This window comes from Solimonas marina (assembly GCF_012241385.1).
Taxonomy (GTDB): Bacteria; Pseudomonadota; Gammaproteobacteria; order Nevskiales; family Nevskiaceae; genus Solimonas; species Solimonas marina.
The window spans coordinates 76372-103108 of record NZ_JAAVXB010000011.1; the positions used below are offsets into that span (position 1 = coordinate 76372).

General features: G+C 65.5%; 24 protein-coding genes and 1 tRNA gene. 10 read left to right on the forward strand and 15 right to left on the reverse strand.

Going from position 1 to position 26737, the window contains the following annotated elements; translation table 11 throughout:
• Positions 1 to 176: 176 nt before the first annotated feature.
• Positions 177 to 3131, forward strand: coding sequence for an Ig-like domain-containing protein (locus tag G7Y82_RS17025; RefSeq protein ID WP_168149345.1), 2955 nt, complete (start codon positions 177 to 179; stop codon positions 3129 to 3131).
• 89 nt (positions 3132 to 3220) lie between these two features.
• Here the strand turns inward: G7Y82_RS17025 and G7Y82_RS17030 are convergent, their stop codons facing one another.
• The 3 genes from G7Y82_RS17030 to G7Y82_RS17040 form a co-directional block, all read right to left on the reverse strand.
• Positions 3221 to 4453 (reverse strand): aspartate aminotransferase family protein, encoded by a 1233-nt coding sequence (locus G7Y82_RS17030; RefSeq protein ID WP_168149346.1) that lies wholly within the window; start codon positions 4451 to 4453, stop codon positions 3221 to 3223.
• Between the two features lie 200 nt (positions 4454 to 4653).
• On the reverse strand, positions 4654 to 5850 hold the full coding sequence (locus G7Y82_RS17035) for a tetratricopeptide repeat protein (RefSeq protein WP_240954380.1): 1197 nt from the start codon (positions 5848 to 5850) through the stop codon (positions 4654 to 4656).
• Positions 5851 to 5994: 144 nt separating this feature from the next.
• A complete protein-coding gene (locus G7Y82_RS17040; RefSeq protein WP_168149347.1) occupies positions 5995 to 7233 on the reverse strand; it encodes an NAD(P)/FAD-dependent oxidoreductase in 1239 nt (412 codons plus the stop codon).
• 381 nt (positions 7234 to 7614) lie between these two features.
• Between G7Y82_RS17040 and G7Y82_RS17045 the strand changes: the two genes are divergently transcribed.
• Positions 7615 to 8181: a TonB family protein gene (locus G7Y82_RS17045; RefSeq protein WP_366515693.1), complete on the forward strand. Its 567-nt coding sequence runs from the start codon at positions 7615 to 7617 to the stop codon at positions 8179 to 8181.
• A 15-nt stretch (positions 8182 to 8196) separates the two neighbouring features.
• Here the strand turns inward: G7Y82_RS17045 and G7Y82_RS17050 are convergent, their stop codons facing one another.
• From G7Y82_RS17050 to G7Y82_RS17075, 6 genes are all read right to left on the reverse strand, one after another.
• Positions 8197 to 9015 carry a crotonase/enoyl-CoA hydratase family protein gene (locus tag G7Y82_RS17050; protein ID WP_168149349.1) on the reverse strand — a complete coding sequence of 273 codons (819 nt, stop codon included), beginning with the start codon at positions 9013 to 9015 and terminating at the stop codon, positions 8197 to 8199.
• A 32-nt stretch (positions 9016 to 9047) separates the two neighbouring features.
• The gene (locus G7Y82_RS17055; protein WP_168149350.1) at positions 9048 to 10253 is read right to left on the reverse strand and encodes an acyl-CoA dehydrogenase family protein; all 1206 of its coding nucleotides are present in this window, start codon (positions 10251 to 10253) and stop codon (positions 9048 to 9050) included.
• Positions 10254 to 10264: 11 nt separating this feature from the next.
• Positions 10265 to 11578 (reverse strand): acyl-CoA dehydrogenase family protein, encoded by a 1314-nt coding sequence (locus tag G7Y82_RS17060; protein ID WP_168149351.1) that lies wholly within the window; start codon positions 11576 to 11578, stop codon positions 10265 to 10267.
• A 108-nt stretch (positions 11579 to 11686) separates the two neighbouring features.
• Entirely contained in the window at positions 11687 to 12163 is a 477-nt protein-coding gene (locus G7Y82_RS17065; protein WP_168149352.1) for an SRPBCC family protein, read from the reverse strand.
• A 113-nt stretch (positions 12164 to 12276) separates the two neighbouring features.
• Complete coding sequence (locus G7Y82_RS17070; protein WP_168149353.1) at positions 12277 to 14070, reverse strand: long-chain-acyl-CoA synthetase; 1794 nt, start codon at positions 14068 to 14070, stop codon at positions 12277 to 12279.
• 112 nt (positions 14071 to 14182) lie between these two features.
• Positions 14183 to 15943 (reverse strand): bifunctional lysophospholipid acyltransferase family protein/GNAT family N-acetyltransferase, encoded by a 1761-nt coding sequence (locus G7Y82_RS17075; RefSeq protein WP_168149354.1) that lies wholly within the window; start codon positions 15941 to 15943, stop codon positions 14183 to 14185.
• 209 nt (positions 15944 to 16152) lie between these two features.
• Between G7Y82_RS17075 and G7Y82_RS17080 the strand changes: the two genes are divergently transcribed.
• The 6 genes from G7Y82_RS17080 to G7Y82_RS17105 all read left to right on the forward strand — a co-directional run bounded on the left by G7Y82_RS17080 (position 16153) and on the right by G7Y82_RS17105 (position 20193).
• Positions 16153 to 17004, forward strand: a complete 852-nt coding sequence (locus tag G7Y82_RS17080) for an alpha/beta fold hydrolase (protein WP_168149355.1) — start codon at positions 16153 to 16155, stop codon at positions 17002 to 17004.
• A gap of 123 nt (positions 17005 to 17127) precedes the next feature.
• Positions 17128 to 17574, forward strand: coding sequence for a hypothetical protein (locus G7Y82_RS17085; protein WP_168149356.1), 447 nt, complete (start codon positions 17128 to 17130; stop codon positions 17572 to 17574).
• A complete protein-coding gene (locus G7Y82_RS17090) occupies positions 17549 to 18067 on the forward strand; it encodes a hypothetical protein (RefSeq protein ID WP_168149357.1) in 519 nt (172 codons plus the stop codon). Before G7Y82_RS17085 ends, G7Y82_RS17090 begins: the two co-directional genes overlap by 26 nt.
• A complete protein-coding gene (locus G7Y82_RS17095) occupies positions 18055 to 19155 on the forward strand; it encodes a hypothetical protein (protein ID WP_168149358.1) in 1101 nt (366 codons plus the stop codon). The genes G7Y82_RS17090 and G7Y82_RS17095 overlap by 13 nt, the downstream gene beginning before the upstream one ends.
• Before the next feature lie 91 nt (positions 19156 to 19246).
• Positions 19247 to 19696, forward strand: coding sequence for a YHS domain-containing (seleno)protein (locus G7Y82_RS17100; RefSeq protein WP_168149359.1), 450 nt, complete (start codon positions 19247 to 19249; stop codon positions 19694 to 19696).
• Between the two features lie 11 nt (positions 19697 to 19707).
• The gene (locus tag G7Y82_RS17105) at positions 19708 to 20193 is read left to right on the forward strand and encodes a hypothetical protein (protein WP_168149360.1); all 486 of its coding nucleotides are present in this window, start codon (positions 19708 to 19710) and stop codon (positions 20191 to 20193) included.
• Positions 20194 to 20257: 64 nt separating this feature from the next.
• Here the strand turns inward: G7Y82_RS17105 and G7Y82_RS17110 are convergent.
• The 6 genes from G7Y82_RS17110 to G7Y82_RS17135 form a co-directional block, all read right to left on the reverse strand.
• Positions 20258 to 20331, reverse strand: a tRNA-Gln gene (locus G7Y82_RS17110).
• Positions 20332 to 20393: 62 nt separating this feature from the next.
• Positions 20394 to 20792 (reverse strand): 30S ribosomal protein S9, encoded by a 399-nt coding sequence (gene rpsI / locus G7Y82_RS17115; protein WP_168149361.1) that lies wholly within the window; start codon positions 20790 to 20792, stop codon positions 20394 to 20396.
• Positions 20793 to 20806: 14 nt separating this feature from the next.
• Entirely contained in the window at positions 20807 to 21235 is a 429-nt protein-coding gene (rplM, locus tag G7Y82_RS17120; protein ID WP_168149362.1) for a 50S ribosomal protein L13, read from the reverse strand.
• A gap of 553 nt (positions 21236 to 21788) precedes the next feature.
• A complete protein-coding gene (locus tag G7Y82_RS17125) occupies positions 21789 to 22850 on the reverse strand; it encodes a PilT/PilU family type 4a pilus ATPase (protein ID WP_168149363.1) in 1062 nt (353 codons plus the stop codon).
• Between the two features lie 25 nt (positions 22851 to 22875).
• Positions 22876 to 24042: a PilT/PilU family type 4a pilus ATPase gene (locus G7Y82_RS17130; RefSeq protein ID WP_168149364.1), complete on the reverse strand. Its 1167-nt coding sequence runs from the start codon at positions 24040 to 24042 to the stop codon at positions 22876 to 22878.
• A gap of 19 nt (positions 24043 to 24061) precedes the next feature.
• Positions 24062 to 25105, reverse strand: a complete 1044-nt coding sequence (locus G7Y82_RS17135) for a type IV pilus twitching motility protein PilT (protein ID WP_168149365.1) — start codon at positions 25103 to 25105, stop codon at positions 24062 to 24064.
• A gap of 112 nt (positions 25106 to 25217) precedes the next feature.
• Here G7Y82_RS17135 and G7Y82_RS17140 point away from each other — a divergent pair, with 112 nt between their 5' ends.
• Positions 25218 to 25922 carry a YggS family pyridoxal phosphate-dependent enzyme gene (locus G7Y82_RS17140; RefSeq protein WP_168149366.1) on the forward strand — a complete coding sequence of 235 codons (705 nt, stop codon included), beginning with the start codon at positions 25218 to 25220 and terminating at the stop codon, positions 25920 to 25922.
• A 128-nt stretch (positions 25923 to 26050) separates the two neighbouring features.
• On the forward strand, positions 26051 to 26719 hold the full coding sequence (gene rpiA / locus G7Y82_RS17145) for a ribose-5-phosphate isomerase RpiA (protein WP_168149367.1): 669 nt from the start codon (positions 26051 to 26053) through the stop codon (positions 26717 to 26719).
• Positions 26720 to 26737 lie beyond the last annotated feature (18 nt).

Sequence of the window (26737 nt, forward strand, 5' to 3'; positions counted from 1 at the left end):
GGCAAAATGCACTGGCTTAGTGCAGAAAGTGCGCGCTTGGGGCAACGCTTGCGACATTTTCTGACATGAATTTAGGTGTAACTCCCCCAATACTAAAGCCTGATTGACTTTCAACGCCCGTGGGCACGGGTGCGGCCCCACCGGGCCTCGTGATGATCAGGGAGAGGGGGTTCACGATGAAACGCTTCGGCCTGCCAGCGATCGCGCTGGCATTGCTGTTGTCCGCTTGCGGCGGCGGCAGCGTCAAGAGTCCAGATTTCGAGCCGACGCTCGAATCGATCACCATCAGCCCGACCAGCGCAACGGTCGGCAGCGGTGAAACGCAGCAGTTCACCGCGACCGGCACCTACAGCACGCCGCCCGGGCAGTCGCCCGACCCCAGCCAGTGTGACAGCGTCGAGGGTGGCGTCTGCACGCGCGACATTACCGGCTCGGTCACCTGGACCTCGTCTGATACCGACGTCGCGACCATTGAGGCCGGCGGCCTCGCGACTGGCGCTGGCAGCGGCACGACGACCATCACCGCCAGCATGGACGGACAGGACAGTTCCGTCACGCTGACCGGCGAAGGCCTGGTCCTGCGCTCACTGGTCGTGACGACGCCGCAGGCCGGCGTCGGCCCCGGTCAATCGACCACTTATACCGCGCAAGGCAAGTACAGCGATGGTACCGTCAAGGACGTCACCGACTCGGTGATCCACTGGGCGCTCGATCCGTCGTCACTCGGCACGATCGCTCCGACCACCGGCAAGACGGTCACCATCACCGCGGGCACTGAAACCGGCACCGGCGTCGTCACCGCGACGACGACCGTCAACGGCCAGGACATCAGCGGCACCGCGCAGTTCGGCGTTGGCCAGCTGACGTCGCTGACGATAGACCCGGCCAGCGACGCGCAGCCGGTCGGCCGCGCGTCGACCGCCTTCACCGCCACCGGCGTCTATTCGCTGCAGACCGGCTCGTCGGATACGTTCGAGCTACCGGTTGCCGCTAGCTGGAGCGCGGTCAACGCCGTCGGCACCACCGGTGATGCGCCGTCACTGGACGCCAGCTGCGACACGGTCGTGTCGACCACCTGCAAGGTCGCCGGCCATGCCGAGGGCAGCGTCACGATCACTGCCACCTATGAGGGTATGAGCGCGACCGCGACGCTGACCGTGACCGCCGCGGTTCTCGACGGCGTACAGATCACGCCGGACCCGGCCAGCGCCACGACCCGTTCGACGCCGGAGTCCGATGATCTGCCGCTGGGTTCCAGCCAGACCTACTACGCGCTTTATTACTATTCCGACGCGCCGGGCACGCCGCTCGACTCGCCACGCAGCGATGCGGACAAGGCCGCGTGGTCGCTGAGCGGCACCAGTGGCATCGTCTCGATTGCCGCGGGCACCGACAACAGCATCGTCGTGTCCGCCGATGCGCAAGGCAGCGGCGCCAACCTGGTCGCCACGGCCGGCAGCTTTACCGACAGTGTCGCCCTTACCGTCAGTGCCGCGACCGTCGACTCGCTGGTCAGCGTGACCCCATCCAGCGTGCACCTAGGTGTCGGCCGCCAGCAGGAATTCACGGCAGTCGGCCACTACAGCGACGGCACCGAGGCCAACCTCGCCGACGGTCAGGTCACCTGGCGCAGCTCCGACACCACGCTCGCCACCATCGACGAAACCACAGGCGTTGCCACCGCCGGCACACAGCCGAGCGCGACACCGACAACGATCACTGCGATGCTCAACAGCGATTCGTCGCAGACCGCCACGGCATCGTTGTACGTCGACGCCAGCAGCTGCTCGACGCCGCTGCTGGCCGCCGACGGCGCGACGGCCGTCGAAGGCGACAAGGCCGGCATCTGCCTGCTGTGCGGCGTCAGCGATCCGGGCTACGTCATCGACGCCGACAAGACCAACGCGGCGACGATCAACGTCGGCGTCGGCGCGCTCGACGCGTACCGCTCGATCGACGTCACCGCCACCTCGAACGACGCCTACACCGTGCCGTTCGCAGCCGGCTCGCGTCCTGCGTTCATCATCAGCAACCCGAATGGGCCGCTGGTGCTGGCGCAGGTCCTGGCGCAGATCAAGATGAGCACGCTGCTCAACGGCGCCGTCCAGGAAACGACCGGTGACCTCGTGCCGCTGCGACTCGACCTGCTCGGCATCGACCTGATCAATCTCAACGAGACGCAGGCACTGGTGTCGTTCAAAACGTCGAAGCCGTACGACGGCCTGCGCATGGAATTGCAGTCCGGCACGGCCACGGCCCTCAGCTCGTTGCATGTCAGCGCCGCCTGCGCCACCAGCGAACCGCCGATACAGCCGGCCAGCGGCATCCAGTCGCTTGAAGCGGTCGGCACCTCAGACGGAGACACGCCGACGCTCGAAGTGGGCGCGACGCTGGCACTGATCGCGCATGACTACACGACCGACGCCGAGCTCAATGCAGCCGATGTCGACTGGCATAGCAGCAATGAGTCCATCGCCACGGTCGACGCCGCCGGCGTCGTGACGGCGGTCGGCGCCGGCACCGTGACGATCACCGGCACCTTGAAGGACAGCTCGAGTTGCGGCACGCACTGCTCGGCGACGCAGATCATCGACGTCACAGCGGCGATTTGCGAAACACCGCTGCGCACCGCGACGCAGGACATCGAGATCACCTCCGACGTGTCTGGACTGTGCCTGACCTGCTCGGCCCGTGATCTGGGCAATGTCGTCGACAGCTTGCCGCAGACCTATGGCTCGGTGTTCCTGCCGGTCGCGCTGCTCGGCGGCTCGGTCAGCGTCACGGCCGAGGTCAAGCCGCCGTACGCCACGGCATTCCCGGCAGGCCAGACCGCCGGCTTCGTGATCAGCTCGACGAACGGTAAGGTGCTGACCGCTGAGCTGGCATCGAGCATCGTCGTGCAGACCCTGTCCGAAGGCGAACTGACCGGCGACTCCAGCGACAGCACCACGCCGCTGCGACTCGATCTGCTCGGCGCCTCGGCGGTCGGCAGCATCGGCGATACTGCGCAGCCGTTCTTCATCACCACGACGAAGGGCTTCGACGGCGTGCGGATCACCTTCAACTCCGGGCTGCTCAGCGCGCTGAGCAGCTATAACCTCTACACGGCCTGCGCGAAGGGACCGCAGTAGGCGCCGCCGCGAGGCATGAAAAAAAGGGGCAGCCGAAGCTGCCCCTTTTTTAGTCGTGCCGCTGCGCAACGCGCCGGAAGCGCGTGCACTCAGGCGGCGGCGCTGGCCTTGCCGTCCGCCACCAGCGTCGCCAACGCACGATCAAGGCGCTCGAGGCCTTCGGCAACGTCCTGCTCGGTCAGGTTCAGTGCCGGCGCGAAGCGCAAGGTATCCGGGCCGGCGACCAGCACCCACAGCCCCTGCTTCAGCGCCGCAGCGGAGATTTCGCGCGCGCGTCCAACCCAGGCGTCGCTGACGGGCGCGCCGAGCAGCAGACCCTGACCACGCGGCGCACCGAACACGCCATAACGCTGGCCCAGCGCTCGCAGACCGTCCTGCAGCTGCTGCGATCGCGCCGCAATATTGGCCGCAATCTCCGGTCGAGTGATCTCATCAAGCACCGCGCCGGCGACAGCGCAGGCCAGCGGATTGCCGCCAAAGGTCGAACCGTGCGTGCCGAACGGCAGCGCCTTGGCGATCTCGCTGGTGGTCAGCATCGCGCCGATCGGAAAGCCGCCGCCGAGCCCCTTCGCCGTCGTCATCACGTCCGGCGTCACACCGAGCTGCTCGTACGCGTACAAGGTGCCGGTATGCCCGTTGCCGGTCTGCACTTCGTCGAATACCAGCAGAGCCTGGTGCTTGTCGCACAGTGCGCGCGCCGCCTGCGCGAAGGCCGGCGTCGCCGGCAGCACGCCGCCCTCGCCCTGAATCGGCTCCATGACGACCGCGCAGACGGTGTCGTTCATCGCCGCCTCGAGTGCCGCGACATCGTTGAACGGCAGATGGCGGATGCCACCCGGCAGCGGTTCGAAACCCTGCGTGTACTTCGGCTGGCCGCCGACACAGACCGTGAACAGCGTGCGTCCGTGGAACGCATTCTGGAACGAGATGATCGTGCTCTTGTGCGGCCCGAAGTTGGTATTGCCCCAGCGACGCGCCAGCTTGAACGCCGCCTCGTTGGCTTCGGCGCCGGAGTTCGAGAAGAACACCTTGTCGGCGAACGTCAGCTCGGTCAGGCGCTGCGCCAGCTTCAGCGCCGGCTCGTTGGTCATGATGTTCGACAGGTGCCAGAGCTTCTGCGCCTGTTCGGTCAAGGCCTTGATCATGGCCGGGTGTGCGTGCCCGAGCACGTTGACGGCGATGCCGCCCGAGAAGTCGATGTACTCTCGATCCTCTCGATCCCACCAGCGCGATCCCTGACCGCGCACCGGGATGATATCGGTAGGCGAATAAGTGGGAACCATGACCTCGTCGAAGGTCTGGCGCGTGACGGAACTCGACATCTTGCCCTCAGCGTCGTTGACGATGACGCAACCGTGCGTGAAAGAAAAAATCCCGCGCGGCGGCGGGATCGCTTGCCGCAGGCCCATGCGCTGCAGCACTTTGAAGTATATCAGCCCGCGAAAAATGTGCGCGCGTCGCCCGACGGCTCACAAAAAAGGGCGCGCCCTGCGGCGCGCCCTCGTCATCGCAGCTTTATCTCTTACGCAGCAGCCAGTGCGAACAGGCGGCTGAGGTCCGCCGTACCGTCGCTGCCACCGACCGAACGCAAGGTACGCAGCGCCCCGCTCTTGTCGCCAGCCTTGATCTGCGCATAGCCGAGATGCAGCTTGGCATCGTTCGGATTCTTCAGCGAATCCTTCTTGATGCCCTGCTCCATCATCTTCACACCAGCTGCCGCCTCGCCGTAGCCGACATGGTTGAGACCGGCCGCAACCAGTGCGTCACCCGACGCCTGCGCTGCCGCTGCCTTGTCGCCCTGCGCCATCGTCGCCTTGTCTTCGGCAACCTTCTTGTCGACCAGATCCTTCAAGCGCTTGTGGCGCGCGGCATCGCTGCCGACACCGAGCAGCTTCGCCTTGTAACCGGCGTCGACGTACTGCTCGGCCTCACCCGGCAGGCCTTCCTGCAGCGCCAGCTGCGCGGCTTCCATGTAGTCGGATGCCTTCTGCATCGTGCCCGTCATCGACTTCAGACGATAGACGTCGAGCTGCAGACGCGACGAGGCGAACGTGCCCTTGCTCGTCGTGCGCGCGATCAGATCGAGCCAGTAGTCCTTCTTCGGGTAGTAGCGGACCAGCTTCTCGAGCGCCTCGATGTAGCCCGCGTCGTCCTTCTGCTTGACGGCGATCGAGGTCAGCATCTGCAGCTGCGTTTCGGTCGGCTTCTTGTTTTGAATCTGGGCGTTCAGCGCCGCCTTGGCGCCCGACAGATCGTTGCCGAGATACAAAGCCTGCGGCAGCAGGTCGATGGTCTGCGCGCTGCTGCCGCCGGCCGCCTGATACTTGCGGATGTAGGCGGCGGCCGTGCTGTAGTCACGACGGCTGTAGGCCAGCTTGGCAATGGTGTCGTAGATCTGCAGTTTCTGGGCTGCCGACGTACGCGACGAAGCAATGACTTTTTCGTAAGCACTCACGGCCACCTTTTCGTCACCGGCAGCGGTGGCGATCGCCGCACGCATCTGCGCGACGATGTAGCTCTCGTACTCAGTCAGGTTACCAACAGCGGCGGCCTTGTCGACATCGGCCAGGGCGCTGCTGTACTTGCGGGCCTTCATGTCGGCCTGGGCTTCCTGCAGCGGCTTGCCGACTTCCGGGCGAAGCGTATCGGCTGCATAGGAGGCCGTGGCGCTGAGCAACAGCGTGGCGCCGGCCATGAGGGTCATCAACGGTGTGCGCATCTAATCCTACCTCTTGGGGAGCGAGCATTTATGAAAGGCGAGCATTAATCATGCCCGCCATCTGCGGCAAGGTGAAGCCCGCCCTTTCGCCAGCTGTCTGCCAGCTGAAGAAAGTCCTTTTTCAAATCAGGCCTCTAGCGACCCTCAGGCGGCCGGCTGCAGCAGCGTCTTGAGCACCACGCTCTCGTCCGTCAGCTGCGCGGCATCGATCTTCGCACGATCGGCCACCAGCTTCTTTGCGACCATGAATTCCTGCGGGCGGTTCACTGCATCCGCAGAAATGACGACGCCGTCACGCAGATAGAAGACCGCAAACGACTCGCCGTTCATATCGCCACGGACAGCGAGCTGGTCGTAACCCTGTGACAGTCCGACCATCTGCAGCTTCAGGTCGTACTGATCGGACCAGAACCATGGCACTGCGCTGTACTCGGCCGGCTTGCCGAGAATCGCAGCCGCCGCGACACGCGCCTGCTCCATCGCGTTCGGCACCGATTCCAGGCGCATGCTGTTGTCGTAAAAGGCATTACGGTGCTGCGTGCAGTCGCCGACCGCGTAGATGTCGGGGTCGGACGTACGGGTCTGCAGGTCGACGACGATGCCGTTGGAGATCTCCAGCCCCGACGACTCGGCCAGCTCGGTATTCGGAATCAGGCCGATGCCGACGATGACGACATCGGTCGCGATCCGCGTGCCGTCGGCCAGCACCACGGCGTCGACCAGCGCATCCCCTTCCAGCGCGTGCACGCCGACGCCGGTGCGCACGTCGACACCACGGGCGCGATGCACGCGCTCGTAAAATGTCGACACTTCGGGCGCGGCAACGCGCGCCAGCACGCGCGGCATCGCTTCAATGACGGTGACGTTCAGTCCCTTCTTGATACCGACCGCGGCCGCTTCGAGGCCGATGTAACCGCCGCCAATGATGGCCAGGCGCTTACCCTCGGTGAATTGCGCCTTGAGGCGCAGGATGTCGTCGATGGTGCGCACGTAGTGCACGTTCGGATGATCGGCGCCGGGCAGCGACAGACGCCGCGGCCGGCCGCCGGTTGCCAGCACCAGCTTGCCGTACGCGATCGACGTGCCGTCGTAGAGACGCACTTCGTGCGCGGCGCGGTCCAGCGTCTCGACACCGATGCCGAGCTGGCAATCAATACGGTTCTTCTCGTAGACCGCCTGCGTCTTGATCAGCAGCGATTCGAGTGTCGCCTCGCCGGACAGAAACGTCTTCGACAGCGGCGGGCGACGATACGGCAGATACGCCTCGTCGCCGAGCAAGGTGATGCTGCCTTCAAAGCCCTGCTGCCGCAGTGAGCTCGCCACTTCGCCGCCGGCCTGCCCGGCACCGATGATCAATACGTCCGCCTTGTTGGAATTCGTCATGGTTCTATACGTCAGGTGGATGTCATGCGCCGAGACGGAATCGCCGGGCGCCGTTTTCAGTCGGCAACGCTGCCGGGCGGCCTCTCCTTCGCCGGCCGCGCCCGATATTGTGTCGTGATTGCGGTCCGCGCGCACCGCCAGCTACCGATTCGGCCATTCGGACACGTGATCTGGCGCGCCAATTGCGTTGTCGATGACGGCGTCATCGAAGACGCGGAGCCGATCATGTGGAGCCGCCCGAGCAAAATCCGGCAGCCAGATCGCGCACGCGCCTTCGCGTGCGCGCTGACCCTGCTATTGCATGTCAGTTTGATTGCCATCGTCCTGCTGCGCCCCGTGCCTTCGGTGCCTGCGGTCCGGCCGGATCCGACCTTGAACGACGTGCGTCTGCTGGCCGCCGAGCGCCAGCGCAGCCGCGCGCCGGCACCGCCGCCGGCCTCGGTCACCCATCCAAAACTGGCACCGCAACCACCGCCACGAGCGCCGGCATTGCCACCGCTGCTGCTCGCCGCGGTGGCGCCGCGCTCGATGGCCGCGGCCCGCCGCACACCGAGTCCGGCCGTGACGACGACGATGGCAACGTCAGCACTGTCGTCGTCAGCGTCGACCGCGCCTGAGGTCGCGGCAGCGCCGCCGCCGAACGCCGACACCGAACAAGCGCCGCCGATTGAATACCTGCGCCGCCTGGCGCGCATCATCAGTACGGAGCAGCAGTGTCCGCAGAGTACGCGGCTGCGCCGGCGCATGGTCGTCGTGCGCTTGCACCTGAACCGCAATGGGCACGTCATCAGTGCCTATGTGACGCGCAGTTCAGGCAGCCGCGCGCTCGATGCCGAAGCGGTCGACGTGATGTTCCGCATCGCCCGCTTTCCACCGTTCCCGTACGACTACCAACCGCGAACCGGCGTCTTCGACATCGACCAGCCGGTCACCTGTGGCCTGCTGTAGGCCGGTTCGCCGGCGCTAGCGCTTGAGTTCGCGCGCCGCGAATGGCTTGGCCTCGCCGCCGCGCTGTTGGCGCGCGACGGAAATCCGCTGGTTCTTGCGCATCATCACCTTGCGCTGATAGCGGCGTTCCAGCGCCAGCGCGCCCCAGGGCGATGCCTGCCAGCTGCGCTGCAGCAGGAATTTGCCGGCGGCTACTGCATCGGGCGAACGCGTGGCGATCTCGGCCGCCAGCGCCGCGGCCGCGTCCAGCGGATCGTCGGCGACGTGCGTGACCAAGCCCAGCGCCGCAGCGTCGGCACCACTGACGATGCGGCTGGTGAACGTCAGCTCCTTGGCGACATCGAGCGACACCACATCGCGCAGCAGCACCGTGCCCCCCATGTCCGGCACCAATCCCCACTTGCTTTCCATGATCGACAACTGCGCATCGGCAGTGGCGATGCGCACGTCGGCGCCGAGCGCCAGCTGGATGCCGGCACCGAAGCAGTTGCCGTGAATCGCCGCGATGACCGGAAACGGCAGCTGCCGCCAGCCGACGCTGAAGCGCTGGAACATGTTGGCGACCGGCGAATACAGGCGCAGGTACAGCAGCAGCGCCGGCAGCTTGTTGCGCAACACGGACTTGAAATCGAGCCCCGCGCAAAACGACGGCCCATCGCCGGCGATGATCGCGCAACGCACGTCGCGGCGCCGACGCAACGCGCGTTGCGCCGCCAGCATGCCTTGCAGCATCGGGATATCGACACCGTTGTGTCGGTCGCCGCGAATCAGCGTGACGCGCGCGATGCCGTCGTCGATCTGCAGGCGTACGCGCCCGTGAAATTCCTGTTGCATGAACCGTCGCCCTGTTGGTCGGCCAGCGACGCCTACTTGAGCTCGGCCGAGGTCTTGCCGAGCAGGCGCCGCGCGATGATCAGCAGCTGAATCTGCTGCGTGCCCTCGAAGATATCGAGAATCTTCGCATCGCGCGCCCATTTTTCGAGCAATTCGCCTTCGCCATAGCCGGTTGCCCCGCACAGCTCCACGCATTTGAGCGCGATATCGACGCAGGCACGGCCGGCCTTGGCCTTGGCCTGACTGGCCTGCAGCGAATTGGGCTGCCGGTTATCGGCCATCCACGCCGCTTGCAGGGTCAGCAGCCAGGCCGCCTCGTAATCGGCCTCGAGCTTCAGCAGTTCGGCCGCGGCAGCGGACTGCACCTGCGCCGGCCGCGCGTAGTCGACCTCGATGCCGGCCGTCTGCAGCAGACGCCGGGTCTCCTCGATGCATGCGCGCGCCAGACCGACCGCCATCGCCGCCACCAGTGGCCGCGTGTTGTCGAAAGTCTGCATGACACCGGCAAAGCCCTTCTCGACGTTGATCGTCGGCTCACCGAGCAGATTCTCCTTCGGCACGCGGCAATCCTTGAGCACGAAGGCCGCGGTGTCGGACGCGCGAATACCGAGCTTGTGTTCGAGGCGCACCAGTTCGAAACCGGGCGTGCCTTTCTCGACGACAAAGGACTTGATCGCGGCGCGGCCGACGCTGCGATCGAGCGTCGCCCAGACCACGACCAGCTCGGCACGATCACCGGCGGTCACGTAGATCTTCTCGCCGTTGAGCACGTAGTGATCGCCATCGAGCCGTGCCGTGGTGCGAATCGCTGCCGAGTCCGACCCGCAATGCGGCTCGGTAATCGCCATCGCCGCCCAGCGGCCGGCAAAGCGCGCCAACTGCTCATCGTTGGCAACCGACGCGATCGCTGCATTGCCGAGACCCTGGCGCGGCATCGACAACAAAAAGCCGACGTCGCCCCAACACAATTCCATGGTGCCGAGCGCGGTCGACAGATTGGTGCCGTTGCGATTGCCCTCGCCTTGCGCAGCGTCACGACGCACACCAGCCGCACCGGCGCCGCCGACACCGCTGGCATTCATGCCGTCGAGCACGGCGCCGAGCATGTCGAGCTCTTTCGGATACGCGTGTTCGGCGCGATCGTAGCGGCGCGAATTGGGACGGAAAATTTCGGTCGCGACTTGCTGCGCCTGCGCAACCAGACCGCGAAATTTCTTCGGCGTTTCGAGATGGATCATCGCGGTCTCCGTTAGATCAGCAGCATGCCTTCGACAACGCCGGCCGCACGCAAATCGCGGTACCAGCGTTCGACCGGATGTTCCTTGACGAAACCGTGACCGCCGAGCAGTTGCACCGCCTCGCTGCCGATGCGCGCGCCCTTGTCGGCGGCCAGGCGTCTGGCCAGCGCCGCTTCGCGCAGGAAGTCGACGCCGCGTTCGGCGCGGCTCGCCGCGCGCAGCATCGTCAGGCGCAGACCGCTGAGTTCGATACTGATGTCGGCCACCGCGAACGCCACCGACTGGCGATGACTGATGGGCTCGCCGAACGCGGTGCGTTCGTTGACGTACGGAATCAGATAATCGAGTGCGGCCTGTGCGGTTCCCGACGCCAGCGCCGCCCAGGCGACGCGCGACAAGGCGACAGCGTCGCGATACGCCGCAGCGTCATGCGTCAGGCGCGCCGAGGCCGGCACGCGCAAGGCATCGAGATGCAGACGCGCGGTTTCGGCGGCGCGCAAACCCATCGCCGGTTCGGCCTCGATGCTGAGGCCGGCTTCCGATGATTCGACGATGAACAATGCCGGCTCACCGTCATCAAGCGCTGCGGCGACAACGAACAGCTCGGCTGCCGCCGCGCGCGGCACCAGCGACTTGACGCCGCTCAATACGTAGTCCGCACCATCACGCCGAGCCTGCGTCTGCAGCGCGAACGGATCGAACAGCACCTGCGGTTCGTGCAGGGCCAGCGCCGCCATCGGCGCGTGCTCGTTGACGAAAGCCGGCAGATAGCTCGCCTGCTGCGTCGCGTCGCCCCACAGCACCAGCGCGTTGCTGACGGCCGATGGCGCCAGCGCCGCGACCGCCAGCGCCATGTCGCCGTAGGCCAGCGCCTCCGCGACCAACGCATTGGCAACGGCCGAGCGCTCGCTGCCGGCACCGCCCAGCGATTCGGGGATGTTGAGTACGCCGAGCCCCAGTTCAGCCGCGCCTTCGAGCAGCGTCGCATCAGCGGCACCGGCGGCATCAGCCGCAGCAGCAGCGGGACGCAAGGCTTCATCGGCAAAGCGCCGCGCCGCATCCTGCAGCATCTGCTGATCCTCGCTCGGCGTCAGATCAAACAGTCCGGATGTCGACGGCGATGACGGACGCGCAGGCTGACCGAGCGTCTGCACACGTTTGAACCCGCGCGCCGCGGCGGCGGCGCTGCGAAAGCCGATGCGGGTGCCGTGGTAGAGCGCCTGCTCGGTCGGACGACGCAGGCCCAGACGATCAAGAATCGGCGCACCGGCGATCTGATTGACCCAGCGCAGCCCGATACCGGTAAAACGGTCGACGACACTCATGTACATCCCCTCCTCGCTTGAACGCCGCAACAGCGCGGCCGCAACGCGCAGTCGCTGCTGCACGCAACGTGGCGCCGCTGCGCGGCGCTCATGGGTTGAGGTGTTGGCTTACTTCGCGCCGCCCAGAACGGCTTCGCGCGTATTTTCGAGAAAGATGTCGACCAGACGCGTGAACTTGCCCTGGATGAATGGCGGTGCGAGCAGGCGATACATCAACGGCACCGGCACCTCGCGCAACTTGCCGCGCACATCGAACGTCAGCTTCGTTCGCTGGCCTTGATCGAGCAGTTTGAAACGCCCTTCGATGGTCGCGTTGCCGCGATCCGGCACCGGTACCCAACTGATTTCGCCGCGCTTGGCATCGATGTTGTACTTCGCGCCGTAGCTGACTTCGTGTGCGATGTTCGCGGCCTTGGAACCGATCGTCGACATCTCCCAGAGATAGGCGTTCGGGCCGAGCTTGGTGAGCTTGCGCAGCTTCGGGAAGCGGCGGATCGTGCCTTCCAGATCGGTCAGCAACGGCAGGACTTTTTCGTAAGGTGCGTCGACTTCGACGCTACGTTCTATTTTGATATCGACGTTCATGACAGTAGTGTTTGGACTCCCCCGATAGGCCGGCAGCTTCGCATCGCAAGACCGATGAACGCCTTGGCTGTCCGGCGTTCGAAATCGGCGCTCGGGTCAATTGTCATACACGTTCAAAGACGCACGGCGCCACGCACGATGGCCTCGAACAGCGAGGCATCGAGCGGCTCATAGCCGACGCTGCGGTCACGCAGAACGTAGAGCGGTTCGCCAACTTTGGCCGGATCGAAACCCTGCTGCTTGAGTTCGAGCTTGCGGAACTTGAACGTTGCCGTCGTCTCCTGCTCACCGCGTAGGCGCACGAACAAAGGCACCGCATAAGCCGGCAACTGCGCGCAACAATGCGCCGCCAGTGCCGCGCCATCAAAATGCCCGCTCAGCGTCAGTGCCGCCATGCCGGCACGTCCGTCCGCATGCGGCACTTCGACGCCGTAAACGACCGCTTCGTCGACACCAACAAAGGTGTTCAACACGCCTTCGACTTCCGTCGTCGCAACGTTCTCACCCTTCCAGCGGAAGGTGTCGCCGACGCGATCGACGAACTGGATATGCGCATAGCCTTGGTCGCGAACCAGATCGCCGCTGTTGAACCAGCAGTCGCCCGCTTTGAACACATCGCGCAGCAGCTTCGCTTCGCTGGCTTTCTTGTCGGTATAGCCATCGAACGGTGCGCGCTCGGTGACCTCGGTGATCAGCAAGCCGACACCGCCGGTTGCGACCCGGGTCATGAAACCCTGCGCGTCGCGCCGCGGTGCATCGTGCTCGGCATCGAACTCGACGATCGAAAACGGCAGCGGGCAAAAGCCGGCGGTACGTCGCAGACCAAAGCCGTTGACGAATGCGAGGTTGGCTTCAGACGCGCCGTAGAACTCGCAGATGCGCTCGATGCCGAAGCGTTGCTGGAAGTCGTCCCACAATTCGGCACGCAAGCCATTGCCGATGATCAGGCGCACGTGATGCTGACGATCGCCATCCTTGGCCGGCTGATTGAGCAAATAGCGGCACAGCTCGCCGATGTAGCAGAACGACGTCGCATCGACGGCGCGGATTTCGTCCCAGAAGCGCGACGCGCTGAACTTGCGACCGAGCGCCAGCGTACAGCCGGCACCGAGCACCGCACTCCATGACACGGTCAGCGCGTTGTTGTGATAAAGCGGCAGCGCGCAATACAGCACGTCTTCGCGGCGCAGGCGCATGGCCAGCTGACCGACACCGGCAAGGCTGCGCATCCAGCGGTAATGCGTCATGCGCGAGGCCTTGGGCAGCCCGGTCGTTCCCGACGTGAAAATGTAGAAACATGGATCGCGCAAACAGATGTCGGCCGTCTGCGGCGGATCAAAATCCGGCAGCGCCGCGCTGTCGGCGCGCAGATGGGCGTAGCCGGCCGGTGCGTCGCCCTCCCCATCCCACCAGTCGATCCGCGCCGGATCGGTCGGCCTATCGAGCGATGCGATGGCCGGCAGGCATTCGTCGCCAACGATCAGCGCACGCGCCTGCGTCAGCCCGAGGCTGTGCGCAAGCACCTTGCCGCGCTGCTGCGGATTGAGCATTGCCGCGATCGCACCAATCTTGACGATGGCGAGCGCATAGACCAGCGCCTCGGGGCGATTCTCGAACAGCAGCGCCACCGCGTCGCCGCGGCCGACGCCGCGCGCCATCAGCAAGTGCGCAACACGATTGGCCCAGGCGTTCATCTCGGCATAGGTCCAGCGCTGCGACTCGAAACGCAGCGCCACCGCATCCGGCTGATGCGCCGCCAGCCACGCGAAGCGCTGACCAATCGACGCCCGCGTCTGCGGCTTGAAGCGCAGCATGTTCCAGACGCCGCGCTGCGTCGTCATGAAATCAGGCAGGGTCGACATTGCGCCGCGCAGCAGGTCGCGCAGCTGCACGCGATCGGCAGTCATGAATCCTCCTCCGACGTTTTTGCGCAATGTCGGCGCGGCGGGCGCGCCCGGCAAGCGCCGTTGCGCCACCGGGTGCTGGCGTCGCGGCCCGCGCGCCCCGCGCGCGGCAGGTTCAGCCCGGCGTTTTGCGCGCGGCGCCGCTGACGCTCATGAAGTGTTCGAGCGTCCGTGGCGGGATGCCGGCAACGCTGACGAAGACCAGCCCGTCGAGCGTGCCGCCGAAACTCTCGTCGACGTTGAAGCCGGCAAAGCGGCCGTTGAGCTCCAGATAGTGACGCAGCAACACCGGCAGCCCCGGTCCGCGCTCGACGCGCGAGATCACGCGCGACAGCAGCTTCGGATCGGCCAGCGCCGAAATCACGTTGCGGTGCTCGGCCGGCTGGCGGCGCTGCGGCAGCGGATGCAGCGGCTCGATGAGCCCGGAAAGATCACCGTCGGCGTGATGCACGCTCAGCGTCTCGGCCATCAGGCGACGCGCCTCGACGCTGTAGCTGGGACTGATGCTGACCGGACCGAACAGGTAACGGACCTCCGGGCGGCGCGCGAGGACCGCAGCGATGCCGCCCCACAGCAGTCGCAGCGGCTGGAAACTGCGCTGCCAGGCCGGCGCGACGAACGAGCGGCCGAGCTCGATGGCCGGGCCGGTGCGGGCGATCAGCCGCGCGTCGTAGCGAAACAGTGTGCGCGTATAGAGACCATCGACGCCGTGCCGCGGCACGATGTCGTCGGTGAACCCGAAGCGATAGGCGCCGACGATCTCGCGACGCTGCGGGTGCCAGAGGAACAGGTGCTCGTAGTGCGGGTCGAAACGGTCCAGATCGCGCGACAGGCCCGTGCCTTCCTGCAGTAGCCGGAAACTCTCTTCGCGCAGCCGGCCGATCTCGTCGAGCAGCAGCGGCATGCGCGTGGCGGGCGCCAGGTACAATTCGAACTCGCCGGCCTGCAACAGACGATGCGCCTCGAGCCCGGCCACTTCGTCGGCCAGGCGTGCCGCATCGGCCCGCGGCGCCAGCGGCAGCAGCGCCCTCGGCATGGCGGCCTCGCCGTCGCGGCGATCAGTCCCCAGCGAATAGGTCAGCACGCGCAAGTAGTCGATTTGCGCACGCTCCGGAATGCGTTCGAGCTCACGCGGTTCGACGGTGGCGCCGATGCGCAGGCCCAGGGTGCGGCCGCGCATGGCCAACAGATCACGAGCCAGCATCACCGTGCGCAGGCGCGCATTGACGGTGCCGGCGGCCAGCGAGCGCAGCCTCGGCCGGCCTTCAACGAACAACGGCAGCACGCGCGCACCGCTGCGGCGCGCCAGCAGCGCGACGGTCGGCGACCACGGCGGGTCGGCAATCTGCCGCGCCTGCCAGTCGATGCGGCTGACTTCGCCGGCCGGGAACACGATTAACGCACCGCCCGATTGCAGATGGCGCATTGCGGTGCGGATGCTGCGGCCGTTGACACCGCTCTTGAAGACGTCGATCGGCACCACCAGTGGCGCCAGCTCCGGCAAGGTGCACAGCAGCGTGTTGGCGAACAGCCTGGCGTCGGGACGGCGTTTGAGCAGCAGGTCGGCCAAGGCCAGACCTTCGGCGGCGCCATAGGGATGATTGGCGACGATCAGCAGCGGCCCCTCGGCCGGAATGTCATCCAGCGTGCCCGACGAGAGCCGGTAGCCGACGCCGATCGCACCCAGCGCGTAACGCACGAACTCGGCCGGCTCGGCGGTGGGCGGCCGGCGCCGATAGTGTCGTTCCAGCGCGCTGAGCCCGGTCGCCGCATCCAGCAGCGACGCCGCCCAGCTCAGTCCCTTGGCGCGTGGCAGCCCGATCGTGACCGGGGCCGCGCCGCGGGCACCTGAAGCAGTGTGGGAAGAGCCATCCATCAGCAGAAATCCTTTCGCGATACTCGCGGCAATGCACCAGAGCAGCGCATTAATGCGCCATTATATGGCCCGACGCCCCGCCGCCGGTGCAGCCGCGCGTACAGTTATCGTGGTCGTCCGTACAGCGGCTGAATGAAGGCCGCGACCTGGACGACTGAACCTTGCGACTGACGCTGCGGTCCTCTATGTCCGTCTTTGGCCCCTCGACCATGAACAAGACTCTCCGCCGCTGTGCGCTCGGGCTATCCGCCCTGCTCGGCGGCTGTTTCGGCGCGCCGTATCCCAAGGGCAGCTTCGAGCAGTTGTTCCCCGGCGCGCCGCCGCCGCAGATGCATACCCAGACCGTCGCCGGCCACACCCTGCGCTATGTCGAGGCCGATCATCCGGGTTCGCCGCGGATTCTGTTCGTGCACGGCTCGCCGGGCGAGTGGCAGGCCTTTGCCGCCTATCTGAAAGATCCGGCGCTCCAACACTATGGTCCAATGCTGATCCCGGACCGCCCCGGCTACGGCGGCTCCGAGGCCCATCACATCGTCTCCAGTCTCGCCGAGCAGGCGCGCCGCATCGCGCCGCTGCTGAAAGGGCCGGGCGGACCGACCATCGTCGTTGGACACTCGCTCGGCGGCGCGATCGCGGCGAAGCTGGCGATGGACTACCCGAGCGAGGTGCGCGGCGTGCTGTTGCTCGCGCCGTCGGTCGCGCCAACCTACGAAGCGCCGCGCTGGTATCAGAAGCTTGCCGCCTGGCCGGTCGTCGACTGGCTGATCCCGCGCGAACTCGCCGACGCCAACCGCGAGCTGATGCCGCTGCAATCCGAGTTGCGCAAGATGGAACCGGGCTGGGCGACGCTGCGCATGCCGGTCTACGTCGTGCAGGGCACGGCGGACGGCCTGGTCGACCCGCGCACGGCCGACTATCTGCAACGCATGCTGGCGCATACGCCACACCGCATCTGGCGCTATGCGGACGCCGGGCATCTGCTGCTATGGGAGCACCCGCAGGTCATCGTCTCGGCCCTGCAAGCATTGATCGCAGCAACAGCGCCGGACGATCGGCAATAAGCGCCGGCGCGGCGACCCTTACGCCAATATGCGACGATTCGTAAGCTGGCATTCAGCGGGCAGACATCGGGCGCTGCCAGCATTCTCGAAATTAACAACTAGACGATGGTCAGGGTTGGGTTCATGTTTGATCGCCTGCGCAGGCTGATGGACAGCGTCTTCGGCGCAATCCTGGGCGGCGCGTGCTATGGAAGCTGGGCATGCTTCGTCAACTGGAGCGCCGGGCAGGACGTCGCCATCCGCATCGGCTTCACCCACTTCCTGATGAGCACGGGCCTGACGCTTGCGGGCGTCAAGATCATGAATTTTCTGTTCCGCCTCGGCCGCACGCCGCGCCTCGGCGCCTGCATCGCCTTCAGCGGCTCGATGGCATTCACTTATACCCTGCTGATCAGCGTCCACCACCTGATCGGCACCCCCCACATTCTCATTACGCTGGCGCCGGGCTTCATCCCGACGGTATCGTTCTGTACGGTCTATCCGCTGCTCTTGCTGCGGCAGTCGCGACAGGAGCGGATCGCCGCCAGCCACACGGAGGTAGCAGATGAAGTCGCGCCCGTCATTCGCTGACGTCATCGATTTCAACGCCGCGGTCGTCGGCCAGGGCCGTCGGCTGACCGAACAGTTGATCAGTCGCGTCGAGACTTTCTCCGCTGCGATCGGCCCGCATCTGCGGCATATCATCGAGCACTACGAGGCGCTGCTCGATCGCCAGCCGGGCGCGCTGGTCGACTACGACCACCGCGCCCGCGACCGCAGCGTCGAACGCAATCCGGACGTCGCACAGCAGCGTCTCGACAGCATCGTCACCAAGCTTCGCGCGCTGGCCGGGCACCGTCCGGATGAAGCAGTATCGGTCGGCTTTTCGATCGGTATCGAAGGTTCGGACTTCCACGTCAGCGTCTCGTCGCTGGCGCGCGAGTTGAACTTCGTCGCCAGCCACGCGATTCACCATTACGCACTGATCCGCCCGATCGCCCTGGCCGCAGGCCTGACCCTGCCCGACGAGTTCGGCAAGGCGCCGGAGACCGTGCGCCACGAAAGGCTACAGTGGACGAACTGAACGCGGCGCCGGCCGCTGCGTATCGCGCGCCACTGGCCGAGCGCCTGGCGATCCGCTGGGATCGCTGGCGGCGCTGGGAGTTCTGGCCGGCCTGGCTGTTCTATCTGCCGATTATCGCGTACATCGTCTGGCTGGGCCTGCGCTTCCGCCGGCCGACGGCGTTTACGGCCGCCAATCCGGCGTTCGAGTCGGGCGGCGTGGTCGGCGAGAGCAAGGCTGACGCGCTCGGCGCACTGATGGACGGCGCGCCAGACCTCGTCGCGCATTTCGAGCGCCTCGATCTGGCAACGCCGCTGGCTGAACGCATCGCCCGCGCACACGCCTTCACGATGGCCGGCGACGGCTATCCGATCATCCTCAAGCCCAATATCGGCTCGCGCGGCCGTGGCGTCGCCGTGATTCGCGACGAGGCGGCGCTGCGCGACTACCTGAGCGCCGCCAGCGGCGACGTCATCGTCCAGCGCTACATCGGCGGCGACGAGTTCGGCGTTTTCGTCTGGCGCGATCCGCAGGACGATCACGCCGTTGTCTATTCGATCACGCAGAAGTGCTTTCCAACCGTGACCGGCGATGGCGTCCACAGCCTTGCCGAACTGATCGCCGCCGACGCGCGCGCGCGGCTGATCGCACCGCTGCTCTGGCAACGCTTCGCCACGCGCCTGCACGAAACGCCGCCGCGCGGCGAGCGCTTCGCGCTGGTCGAAATCGGCGCGCACTGCCGGGGCTCGCTGTTTCTCGATGCTTCGGCGCTGGCGACGCCGGCGCTGACCGCAGCAGTCACACGCATCTTCGAGGCGATTCCCGGCTTTCATTTCGGCCGCCTCGACCTGCGCTGCCCCTCCCAGGAGGCGCTACAGGCCGGCCAGGGACTGCGCATTCTCGAAGTCAACGGTGTGACGGCCGAGGCCGCGCACATCTACCATCCCGGTACGCCGCTGCTGCGCGGCTACCGCTCGATGTTCCGCCAGTGGCGCATCGCCTTCGAGATCGGCGCCAAGAACGCCGCGCGGGGCGCACACGTCACCGGCCCGTTCGAGTTGTTGCACCTGTTCCGCACCGATCTCAAGCGCGGCGAAGCCTGGCAGTGAACGATCGGGCATAAACCGCGTCGCGGCAGCGCTGGAGGCACAGTGCCGCCGGGCGCACAGTGACGGCACCCGTATTCGACCGGAGTGCCTCATGTTCCGCCCCATCCTGCTGCTCCTTGCCGTTCTCGGCTTCGCGCTCGCCGGCCCTGCCCGCGCGGACGATGCGATCAACACAACGCTGTTCGGCCATCTCGCCGCCGACGGTTACGACGTCGTCGCCTACCAGACCGACGATCGCGCCATCAAGGGCAAATCCGAATTCCGCTACGCCTGGCATGGCGCCAACTGGCAGTTCGCCAGCGCCGAGCACCTCGCCACGTTCAAGGCCGATCCGCAGCGCTATGCGCCGCAATATGGCGGCTATTGTGCGTACGCCGTTGCCAAGGGCGACAAGGTCGGCATCGACCCCGAAGCGTACTCGGTGGTCGACGGCAAGCTGTATCTGAACTACTCGAAGGACATTCGCGGCAAGTGGCTGGAGCGCCGCGACGCCTATATCGAACAGGCCGACCACAACTGGCCGGCCTTGAGCCAACAGTAGGAGATCAGGCCATGCCCTTCATTCGCCGTCACGGCCACATCGCGCTCGCGCTCTACATCTGTTTCGTGTTCGTGCAGTCGCTGTTCTTCAAGTTCACGAACTCACCAGAGACCGTCTACATCTTCCAGGGCAAACTCGATCCATGGGCTGCCAGCCTCGGCTTCCCCGGCCTGTTTGCGCCGGGCGGGCTGTTTAGCGCACACGTGATCGGCAGCGCCGAACTCGTCGCGTCGATCCTGCTGCTCACCGGCAGCTTCGTCGCACGCTGGCGCGTGTTGCAGGGCCTGGGCGCACTGCTCGGTCTGGCCATCATCAGCGGCGCCATCTGCTTTCACCTGTTCACACCGCTGGGGGTGCAAGTCGTCAACAGCGACGGCACCAAGGACGGCGGCGAGCTGTTTGCGCTGGCTTGCGGTGTCTGGGCCTGCTGTACGGCGCTGCTGTTCCTGCATCGCTCACGCTTGCGGCAATGGCTGCCGCCCGCGCGAAATGCCTGACGCAGCACCGACGCCATGAAACAAAAAGGCCCGCATGATGCGGGCCTTTTTGTGTGCTTCGGATTGGCTGGGGGACGTGGATTCGAACCACGATAGGCAGAGTCAGAGTCTGCAGTCCTACCATTAGACGATCCCCCATCCGACAAGCGGAAACCGTGGGGCGGCGAGTATACGCACTCGCCGCCCGATGTCCAAGCGTTTTAGCGCTTGGAGTACTGCGTACCGCGGCGGGCCTTGTGCAGACCGACCTTCTTACGCTCGACCTCACGGGCGTCGCGGGTCACCAGACCGGCGGCGCGCAGCGGACGGCGCATTTCTTCGTCGTACTGGATCAGTGCACGGGTGATGCCGTGACGCACCGCACCGGCCTGACCGTTCGGGCCGCCACCGGCGACCGTGATCTTCAGATCGAAACGGCCGACCGAGTCGGTCACTTCGAGCGGCTGGCGAACCAGCATGCGCGAGGTTTCACGACCGAAGTAGTCTTCGACCGTCTTGCCGTTGATGGTGATGTTGCCGGAGCCCGGCGCGAGGAAGACGCGGGCGGCAGCCGTCTTGCGGCGGCCCGTGCCGTACTTGTATTCGATGTTCTTCGCCATGTGACTGGACTCGATCAGATATTGAGAGGCTGCGGCTGCTGCGCGGCGTGCGGATGTTCGCTACCGGCATAGACCTTCAGCTTGCGGAACTGCGCATAGCCGAGCGGACCGCCCGGCAGCATGCCCTTGACCGCCTTCTCGATGACCCGCTCCGGATGCTTCTGGAGCAGCTTTTCGAGGGTGATCGACTTGATGCCGCCCGGATACTCGGAGTGGCTGTAGTACACCTTGTCCTGGACCTTGTTGCCGGTCGCACGGACCTTCTCGGCATTGACGATGACGATGTAGTCGCCGGTGTCGCAATGCGGGGTGTATTCCGGCTTGTGCTTGCCGCGGAGGCGGCGCGCCACTTCCGTGGCCAAACGGCCGAGGGTCTTGTCCGTCGCGTCAATCACGTACCAGTCGCGCTTGACGGTCTCGGACTTCGCAAAGATGGTCTTCATCTCTTGAGTCCTGCTATCGGTAGTTATAGTTCGGTTCTTCCGCCCCCAAGAGGGCTTCGGGAACCTCGAAAAGCGCGCGATTCTAGCGAGCGCCCGGCATCCGCGCAAGGGGCGCAACCGGCGACAACGGGCCATGCAGTCGATGGAACGACGCCTGGCGTCGCGGTCGACTCACTCCTTATATAAGCAAGGCAGCGCGCCGGAACCGCGTTTGAAGCAAGCCGCCGTCTATGCGCAAGCGCGGCATTGGCGGTCATCGCCATCCTGGGATGAACCTGGGCGCAGCCTCGTTGAAACAGCGAGCCCCGGCCCGCGTTTACTGATTTCGGCATGACATCGAGTCATCCCTCAGCGGGGTAAACGCTCCATGGCCGGGCGTTCGCTCCCGCGCGAAGTGCCACCGGCACTTCGCAAGCGCGACGGTAGGTTTAGATGAAATCGGGACGCCATCCGTGGCGCAACTTCACCTGAGTAGCCAACCCCGGCCCGGCCCTCCATGGCCGGGCGTTCGCTCCCGCGCGAAGTGCCACCGGCACTTCGCAAGCGCGGTCGCTCACCCAAAGTTGATTTTGGCTTCGAGGTTGGTGCGCGAATCGGCGTTGGTCAGCGCCTCGTCGAGCGAGATCTGGCCCTCTCGATAAAGCTTGAGCAGTGACTGGTCGAAGGTCTGCATGCCGGCGTCGGACGACTGGTCCATCGCCTCGCGGATGTCGTCGATGCGCCGTTGCAGGATCAGCTCCTGAATGAACGGCGTATTCAGCATGACCTCGACCGCGGCGCAGCGCCGACCGTCCTGGCGTCGCACCAGGCGCTGCGAGACGATCGCGCGCAGGGTCTGGCCGAGATCCATGTAGAGCTGATCACGCAGTTCGTCGGGGTAGAGGTTCACGATGCGTTGCAGCGCCTGATAGGCGTTGTTGGCGTGCAGGGTCGAGATCGCCAGATGGCCGGTGTTGGCCAACTGCACGCAGGCATCCATGGTTTCACGCGTGCGCACCTCGCCGACCAGGATCACGTCCGGCGCCTCGCGCAGCGAACTCTTCAGTGCGCGCTCGTAGCTCACGGTGTCCTGTCCGACCTCGCGCTGGTTGATGATGCTGCGCCGGTTCGGGTGCACGAACTCGATCGGATCCTCGATCGTCAGGATGTGTCCGGCCATGTTCTCGTTGCGATGATTGAGCATCGCCGCGAGCGTCGTCGACTTGCCGGAGCCGGTCGCACCGACCATCAACACCAGGCCACGCTTTTGCATGATCAGCGACTTGAGCACCGACGGCATGCCGGGATACTCATCGAGCTGCGGCACCTGTGAGCGCACGTAGCGCATCACCATGCCCAGCGAACCGCGCTGGTGGAAAACATTGACACGAAAACGGCCCAGGCCGCCGGCCTCGGTCGCCAGATCGATTTCCAGGTACTGCTGCAGATAGGCCTGCTGGTCGTCGGTGAGGATACTGGCCACCAGCTCGCCGATGAAATCGCGCGTCAGCGCATTCTTGCCGATCGGCAGCAATTCGCCTTCGATCTTGATCTGCGCCGGCGCGCCGGCCGTGAAAAACAGGTCCGAGCCGTTCTTTTCGACGCAGAGTTTGAGGTACGGCAGGATCTTGAGCATGCGATGGGTCTGGGGCGGCGAGCGTTCAGCGGCGCAGGACCGAGGCGTCGTCGTCGTCGACCATGCGCATGCGCTTGACGCCTTCGTCCTCAAGCAGATCGGCGCGTGCACGTGTCGATTCGAGCTTCACGCGCAGGCGCAGCTCGTTCTGCGAGTCGGCGTTGCGCAGGGCCTCGTCGTAGCTGATCACACCATCCTCGAACAGGCGGAACAGATACTGGTCGAAAGTCACCATGCCCTGCTCGTTGGAGCGAGCCATGACCTCCTTGATGCCGGCCACCTCGCCCTTGAAGATCAGGTCCGAGATCAACGGCGAGTTGATCATGATTTCCATCGCCGCCGCGCGGCCACCACCTTCCTTGCGCACCAGACGCTGCGAGACGATGGCCTTGAGGTTCAGCGACAAGTCCATCAACAACTGCTCGCGCTTCTCCTCGGGAAAGAAGTTGATGACGCGATCCAGCGCCTGGTTCGCCGAGTTGGCGTGCAGCGTCGCCAGCACCAGATGTCCGGTTTCGGCGAAGTTGACGGCGTACTCCATGCCTTCACGGGTGCGCACCTCACCGATCAGGATCACGTCCGGCGCCTGACGCAGCGTGTTCTTCAGCGCCGCCTCCCATGAGAACGTGTCGGTGCCCACTTCACGCTGCGTGATCATGCAACCGACATGCGGATGCACGTATTCGATGGGGTCTTCGATGGTGACGATATGACCGCGCGTATTGGCGTTGCGGTGACCCAGCATCGCCGCCAGCGACGTCGACTTGCCGGAGCCGGTCGCACCGACCATCAGCACCAGCCCGCGCTTTTCCATGACCACCTTGGCCAGCTGCGGCGGCAGACCGAGCTGATCGAAGGTCGGAATCTCGGTGGTGATGGTACGCAGCACCCCGCCGACGCGGCCCTGCTGCACGAACGCATTGACGCGAAACCGGCCCACGCCAGGCGGCGCGATCGCGAAATTGCATTCGTTGCTCGCCTCGAATTCCTTGATCTGCCGATCGTTCATCAGCGAGCGCATGATCAGCGCCGAGCCTTCCGGGGGCAGCGCCTTGTCCATCACCGGCGTCATCTGGCCATCGAGCTTGATCGCCGGGGGAAAGCCGGCGGTGATGAACAGATCCGATGCGCCCCTCTGCTTCATCATCGCCAGCAACTGCTGGACGAGCTTGATCGCTTGTTCACGGTCCATGTTGAGCTTCGGCCAGACTTCAGTTGACGTTGAAAGTACGCGGATCGGCCGAGCGCAGGCGCGCCTCCTCGATCGTCGTCATGCCCTTGCGCACCAGATCCTTGAGGCACTGATCGAGGGTTTGCATGCCCTCCTTGCCACCGGTCTGGATCGACGAATACATCTGCGCGATCTTGTTCTCGCGGATCAGATTCCGGATGGCCGGCGTACCGATCATGATTTCATGCGCGGCGACACGGCCGCCGCCCTTCTTCTTCAGCAACGTCTGCGAAATCACCGCGCGCAGCGATTCGGACAGCATCGCACGCACCATGTCCTTCTCCGCCGCCGGAAACACATCGACGACGCGGTCGATGGTCTTGGCCGCCGACGAGGTATGCAGCGTGCCGAACACCAGATGTCCGGTTTCGGCCGCGGTCAGTGCCAGACGGATGGTTTCGAGGTCGCGCATTTCGCCGACCAGGATCACGTCCGGGTCCTCGCGCAGCGCCGAACGCAGGGCTTCATTGAAACCCAAGGTGTCGCGATGCACTTCACGCTGGTTGATCAGACACTTCTTCGGCGGGTGCACGAACTCGATCGGATCCTCGACGGTGAGGATGTGGCCGTATTCGTTCTCGTTGATGTGGTTGACCATCGCCGCCAGCGTCGTCGACTTGCCGGAGCCGGTCGGCCCGGTCACCAGCACGATGCCGCGCGGAAACTCGGAGATGTCCTTGAAGATCGCCGGGCAGCGCAGGTCTTCGAGCGACTGGATCTTCGACGGAATGGTGCGGAACACTGCGCCGGCGCCGCGCATCGTCGTGAAGGCATTGACGCGAAAACGCGCCAGGCCTGGAATCTCGAACGAGAAGTCGGTTTCGAGGAATTCGTCCCAGGCCTTGCGCTGCTTGTCGTTCATGATGTCGTAGACCATGTCATGAACGCTCTTGTGATCCAGCGGCGGCAGGTTGATGCGCTTGACGTCACCGTCGACGCGAATCATGGGCTCGACGCCCGCGGACAGATGCAGATCGGACGCGCCCTGTTTGACGCTGAACGTCAGCAACTGCGCGATATCCATTGATGACGCCCCCCGAGGCGAAACAGCAGCGTGATGATGTCTAATGTCGCCCCAAGGCCGGTAATGCTTGAGACGCGACGGACGTTATCGGCAAATTCTACGACAGGCAACAATGGCAGACATCGCAGCGCAACTTGAGGCCGTGCGTCGGCGCATCCTCGACGCCGAGCAGCGCGCCGGCCGGTCGGCAGGCAGCGTGGCGCTGCTCGCTGTCAGCAAGACCTTCGATGCGGCCGCGGTGCGCGCCGCGCATGCTGCCGGCCAGCAGGCGTTCGGCGAAAGCTATGTGCAGGAGGCGCTGCGCAAACGCGAGGCACTCGCCGATCTGCCGCTGGTCTGGCACTTCATCGGCCCACTGCAATCGAACAAGACCCGCGCCGTCGCCGAGCACTTCGACTGGGTACACGGCGTCGATCGCGAGAAGATCGCGCAGCGCCTGTCCGAACAGCGACCGACACAGTTGCCGCCGCTGCAGGTCTGCGTGCAGGTCAACATTTCCGATGAGGCCAGCAAGTCCGGCTGCGCGCCGGCCGACGCCGCGGCACTGTGCCGCACCGTCGCCGCACTGCCGCGCTTGCAGCTACGCGGCCTGATGGCGATTCCGGCGCCGGTCGACGACGGGAACGACGCGCGCGCGCCGTTTCAACAGCTGCATGCGCTCTACGAGCAGCTGCGCGCCGACGGTCTGCCGCTCGACACGCTGTCCGCCGGTATGTCCGACGACCTCGAAGCCGCCGTCGCCGAGGGCTCGACCCTGGTCCGCGTCGGCTCCGCGATCTTCGGAGCAAGACCGCGCAAACGTGCCGGAACGCCTTGAGTGGCATTGCGGCGCCGGAGCTCCACGGCGACCGGATATCGACCCCGTCGACTGGACATTCAACTGACGTCGCGCCCACGGTACGATTGCGCGCCATTCCCCGCCTCGATCGCCGCCGGACCCGAACCATGAGCCCGCAAGACCTCGCCAAACGCCAAGCCGCCGAAGCCGCCCTCGCCTATATCGAACCCGGCGAAGTGCTCGGCGTCGGCACCGGCTCCACCGTCAACCATTTCATCGACCTGATCGCCGAGAAGCGCCTGGTCGCCGACATCAAGGGCGCGGTGTCGTCGTCGAATGCCAGCAGCGAACGCCTCAAGCAGATCGGTGTGCCGGTGCTCGATCTCAATCAGACCGGCGAGCTGTCGATCTACGTCGACGGCGCCGATGAGGCCAATCCGGCGCTGCAGCTGATCAAGGGCGGCGGCGCCGCGCTGACGCGCGAGAAGATCGTCGCCGCGGCCAGCCGCAAGTTCGTCTGCATTGCCGACCGCTCCAAGCAGGTCGACGTGCTCGGCAAGTTTCCGCTGCCGGTCGAAGTCATTCCAATGGCGCAGTCCTACGTCGGCCGCGAGCTGTTCAAGCTCGGCGGCAAACCCAAGCTGCGCGACGGCGTGATCACCGACAACGGCAACGTCATCATCGACCTGCACGGCGTGGCGATCACCGACCCGCTGGCGCTGGAAACGACGATCAACCAGATCACCGGCGTGGTCTGCGTCGGCCTGTTCGCACGCCGCCCGGCCGACGTGCTGATCGTCGGCTCGACCGACGGCATTCAGACGATCACGCGCTGAAGCCCGACCGGGCGGCGA

Bases quoted from the DNA above. Each gene is read 5' to 3' on its own strand.
- G7Y82_RS17025 (WP_168149345.1), top strand. From the start codon at position 177: ATGAAACGCTTCGGCCTGCCAGCGATCGCGCTGGCATTGCTGTTGTCC.
- G7Y82_RS17030 (WP_168149346.1), bottom strand. From the start codon at position 4,453: ATGTCGAGTTCCGTCACGCGCCAGACCTTCGACGAGGTCATGGTTCCC.
- G7Y82_RS17035 (WP_240954380.1), bottom strand. From the start codon at position 5,850: ATGCGCACACCGTTGATGACCCTCATGGCCGGCGCCACGCTGTTGCTC.
- G7Y82_RS17040 (WP_168149347.1), bottom strand. From the start codon at position 7,233: ATGACGAATTCCAACAAGGCGGACGTATTGATCATCGGTGCCGGGCAG.
- G7Y82_RS17050 (WP_168149349.1), bottom strand. From the start codon at position 9,015: ATGCAACAGGAATTTCACGGGCGCGTACGCCTGCAGATCGACGACGGC.
- G7Y82_RS17055 (WP_168149350.1), bottom strand. From the start codon at position 10,253: ATGATCCATCTCGAAACGCCGAAGAAATTTCGCGGTCTGGTTGCGCAG.
- G7Y82_RS17060 (WP_168149351.1), bottom strand. From the start codon at position 11,578: ATGAGTGTCGTCGACCGTTTTACCGGTATCGGGCTGCGCTGGGTCAAT.
- G7Y82_RS17065 (WP_168149352.1), bottom strand. From the start codon at position 12,163: ATGAACGTCGATATCAAAATAGAACGTAGCGTCGAAGTCGACGCACCT.
- G7Y82_RS17070 (WP_168149353.1), bottom strand. From the start codon at position 14,070: ATGACTGCCGATCGCGTGCAGCTGCGCGACCTGCTGCGCGGCGCAATG.
- G7Y82_RS17075 (WP_168149354.1), bottom strand. From the start codon at position 15,943: ATGGATGGCTCTTCCCACACTGCTTCAGGTGCCCGCGGCGCGGCCCCG.
- G7Y82_RS17080 (WP_168149355.1), top strand. From the start codon at position 16,153: ATGAACAAGACTCTCCGCCGCTGTGCGCTCGGGCTATCCGCCCTGCTC.
- G7Y82_RS17085 (WP_168149356.1), top strand. From the start codon at position 17,128: ATGTTTGATCGCCTGCGCAGGCTGATGGACAGCGTCTTCGGCGCAATC.
- G7Y82_RS17090 (WP_168149357.1), top strand. From the start codon at position 17,549: ATGAAGTCGCGCCCGTCATTCGCTGACGTCATCGATTTCAACGCCGCG.
- G7Y82_RS17100 (WP_168149359.1), top strand. From the start codon at position 19,247: ATGTTCCGCCCCATCCTGCTGCTCCTTGCCGTTCTCGGCTTCGCGCTC.
- G7Y82_RS17105 (WP_168149360.1), top strand. From the start codon at position 19,708: ATGCCCTTCATTCGCCGTCACGGCCACATCGCGCTCGCGCTCTACATC.
- rpsI (WP_168149361.1), bottom strand. From the start codon at position 20,792: ATGGCGAAGAACATCGAATACAAGTACGGCACGGGCCGCCGCAAGACG.
- rplM (WP_168149362.1), bottom strand. From the start codon at position 21,235: ATGAAGACCATCTTTGCGAAGTCCGAGACCGTCAAGCGCGACTGGTAC.
- G7Y82_RS17125 (WP_168149363.1), bottom strand. From the start codon at position 22,850: ATGCTCAAGATCCTGCCGTACCTCAAACTCTGCGTCGAAAAGAACGGC.
- G7Y82_RS17130 (WP_168149364.1), bottom strand. From the start codon at position 24,042: ATGGACCGTGAACAAGCGATCAAGCTCGTCCAGCAGTTGCTGGCGATG.
- G7Y82_RS17135 (WP_168149365.1), bottom strand. From the start codon at position 25,105: ATGGATATCGCGCAGTTGCTGACGTTCAGCGTCAAACAGGGCGCGTCC.
- G7Y82_RS17140 (WP_168149366.1), top strand. From the start codon at position 25,218: ATGGCAGACATCGCAGCGCAACTTGAGGCCGTGCGTCGGCGCATCCTC.
- rpiA (WP_168149367.1), top strand. From the start codon at position 26,051: ATGAGCCCGCAAGACCTCGCCAAACGCCAAGCCGCCGAAGCCGCCCTC.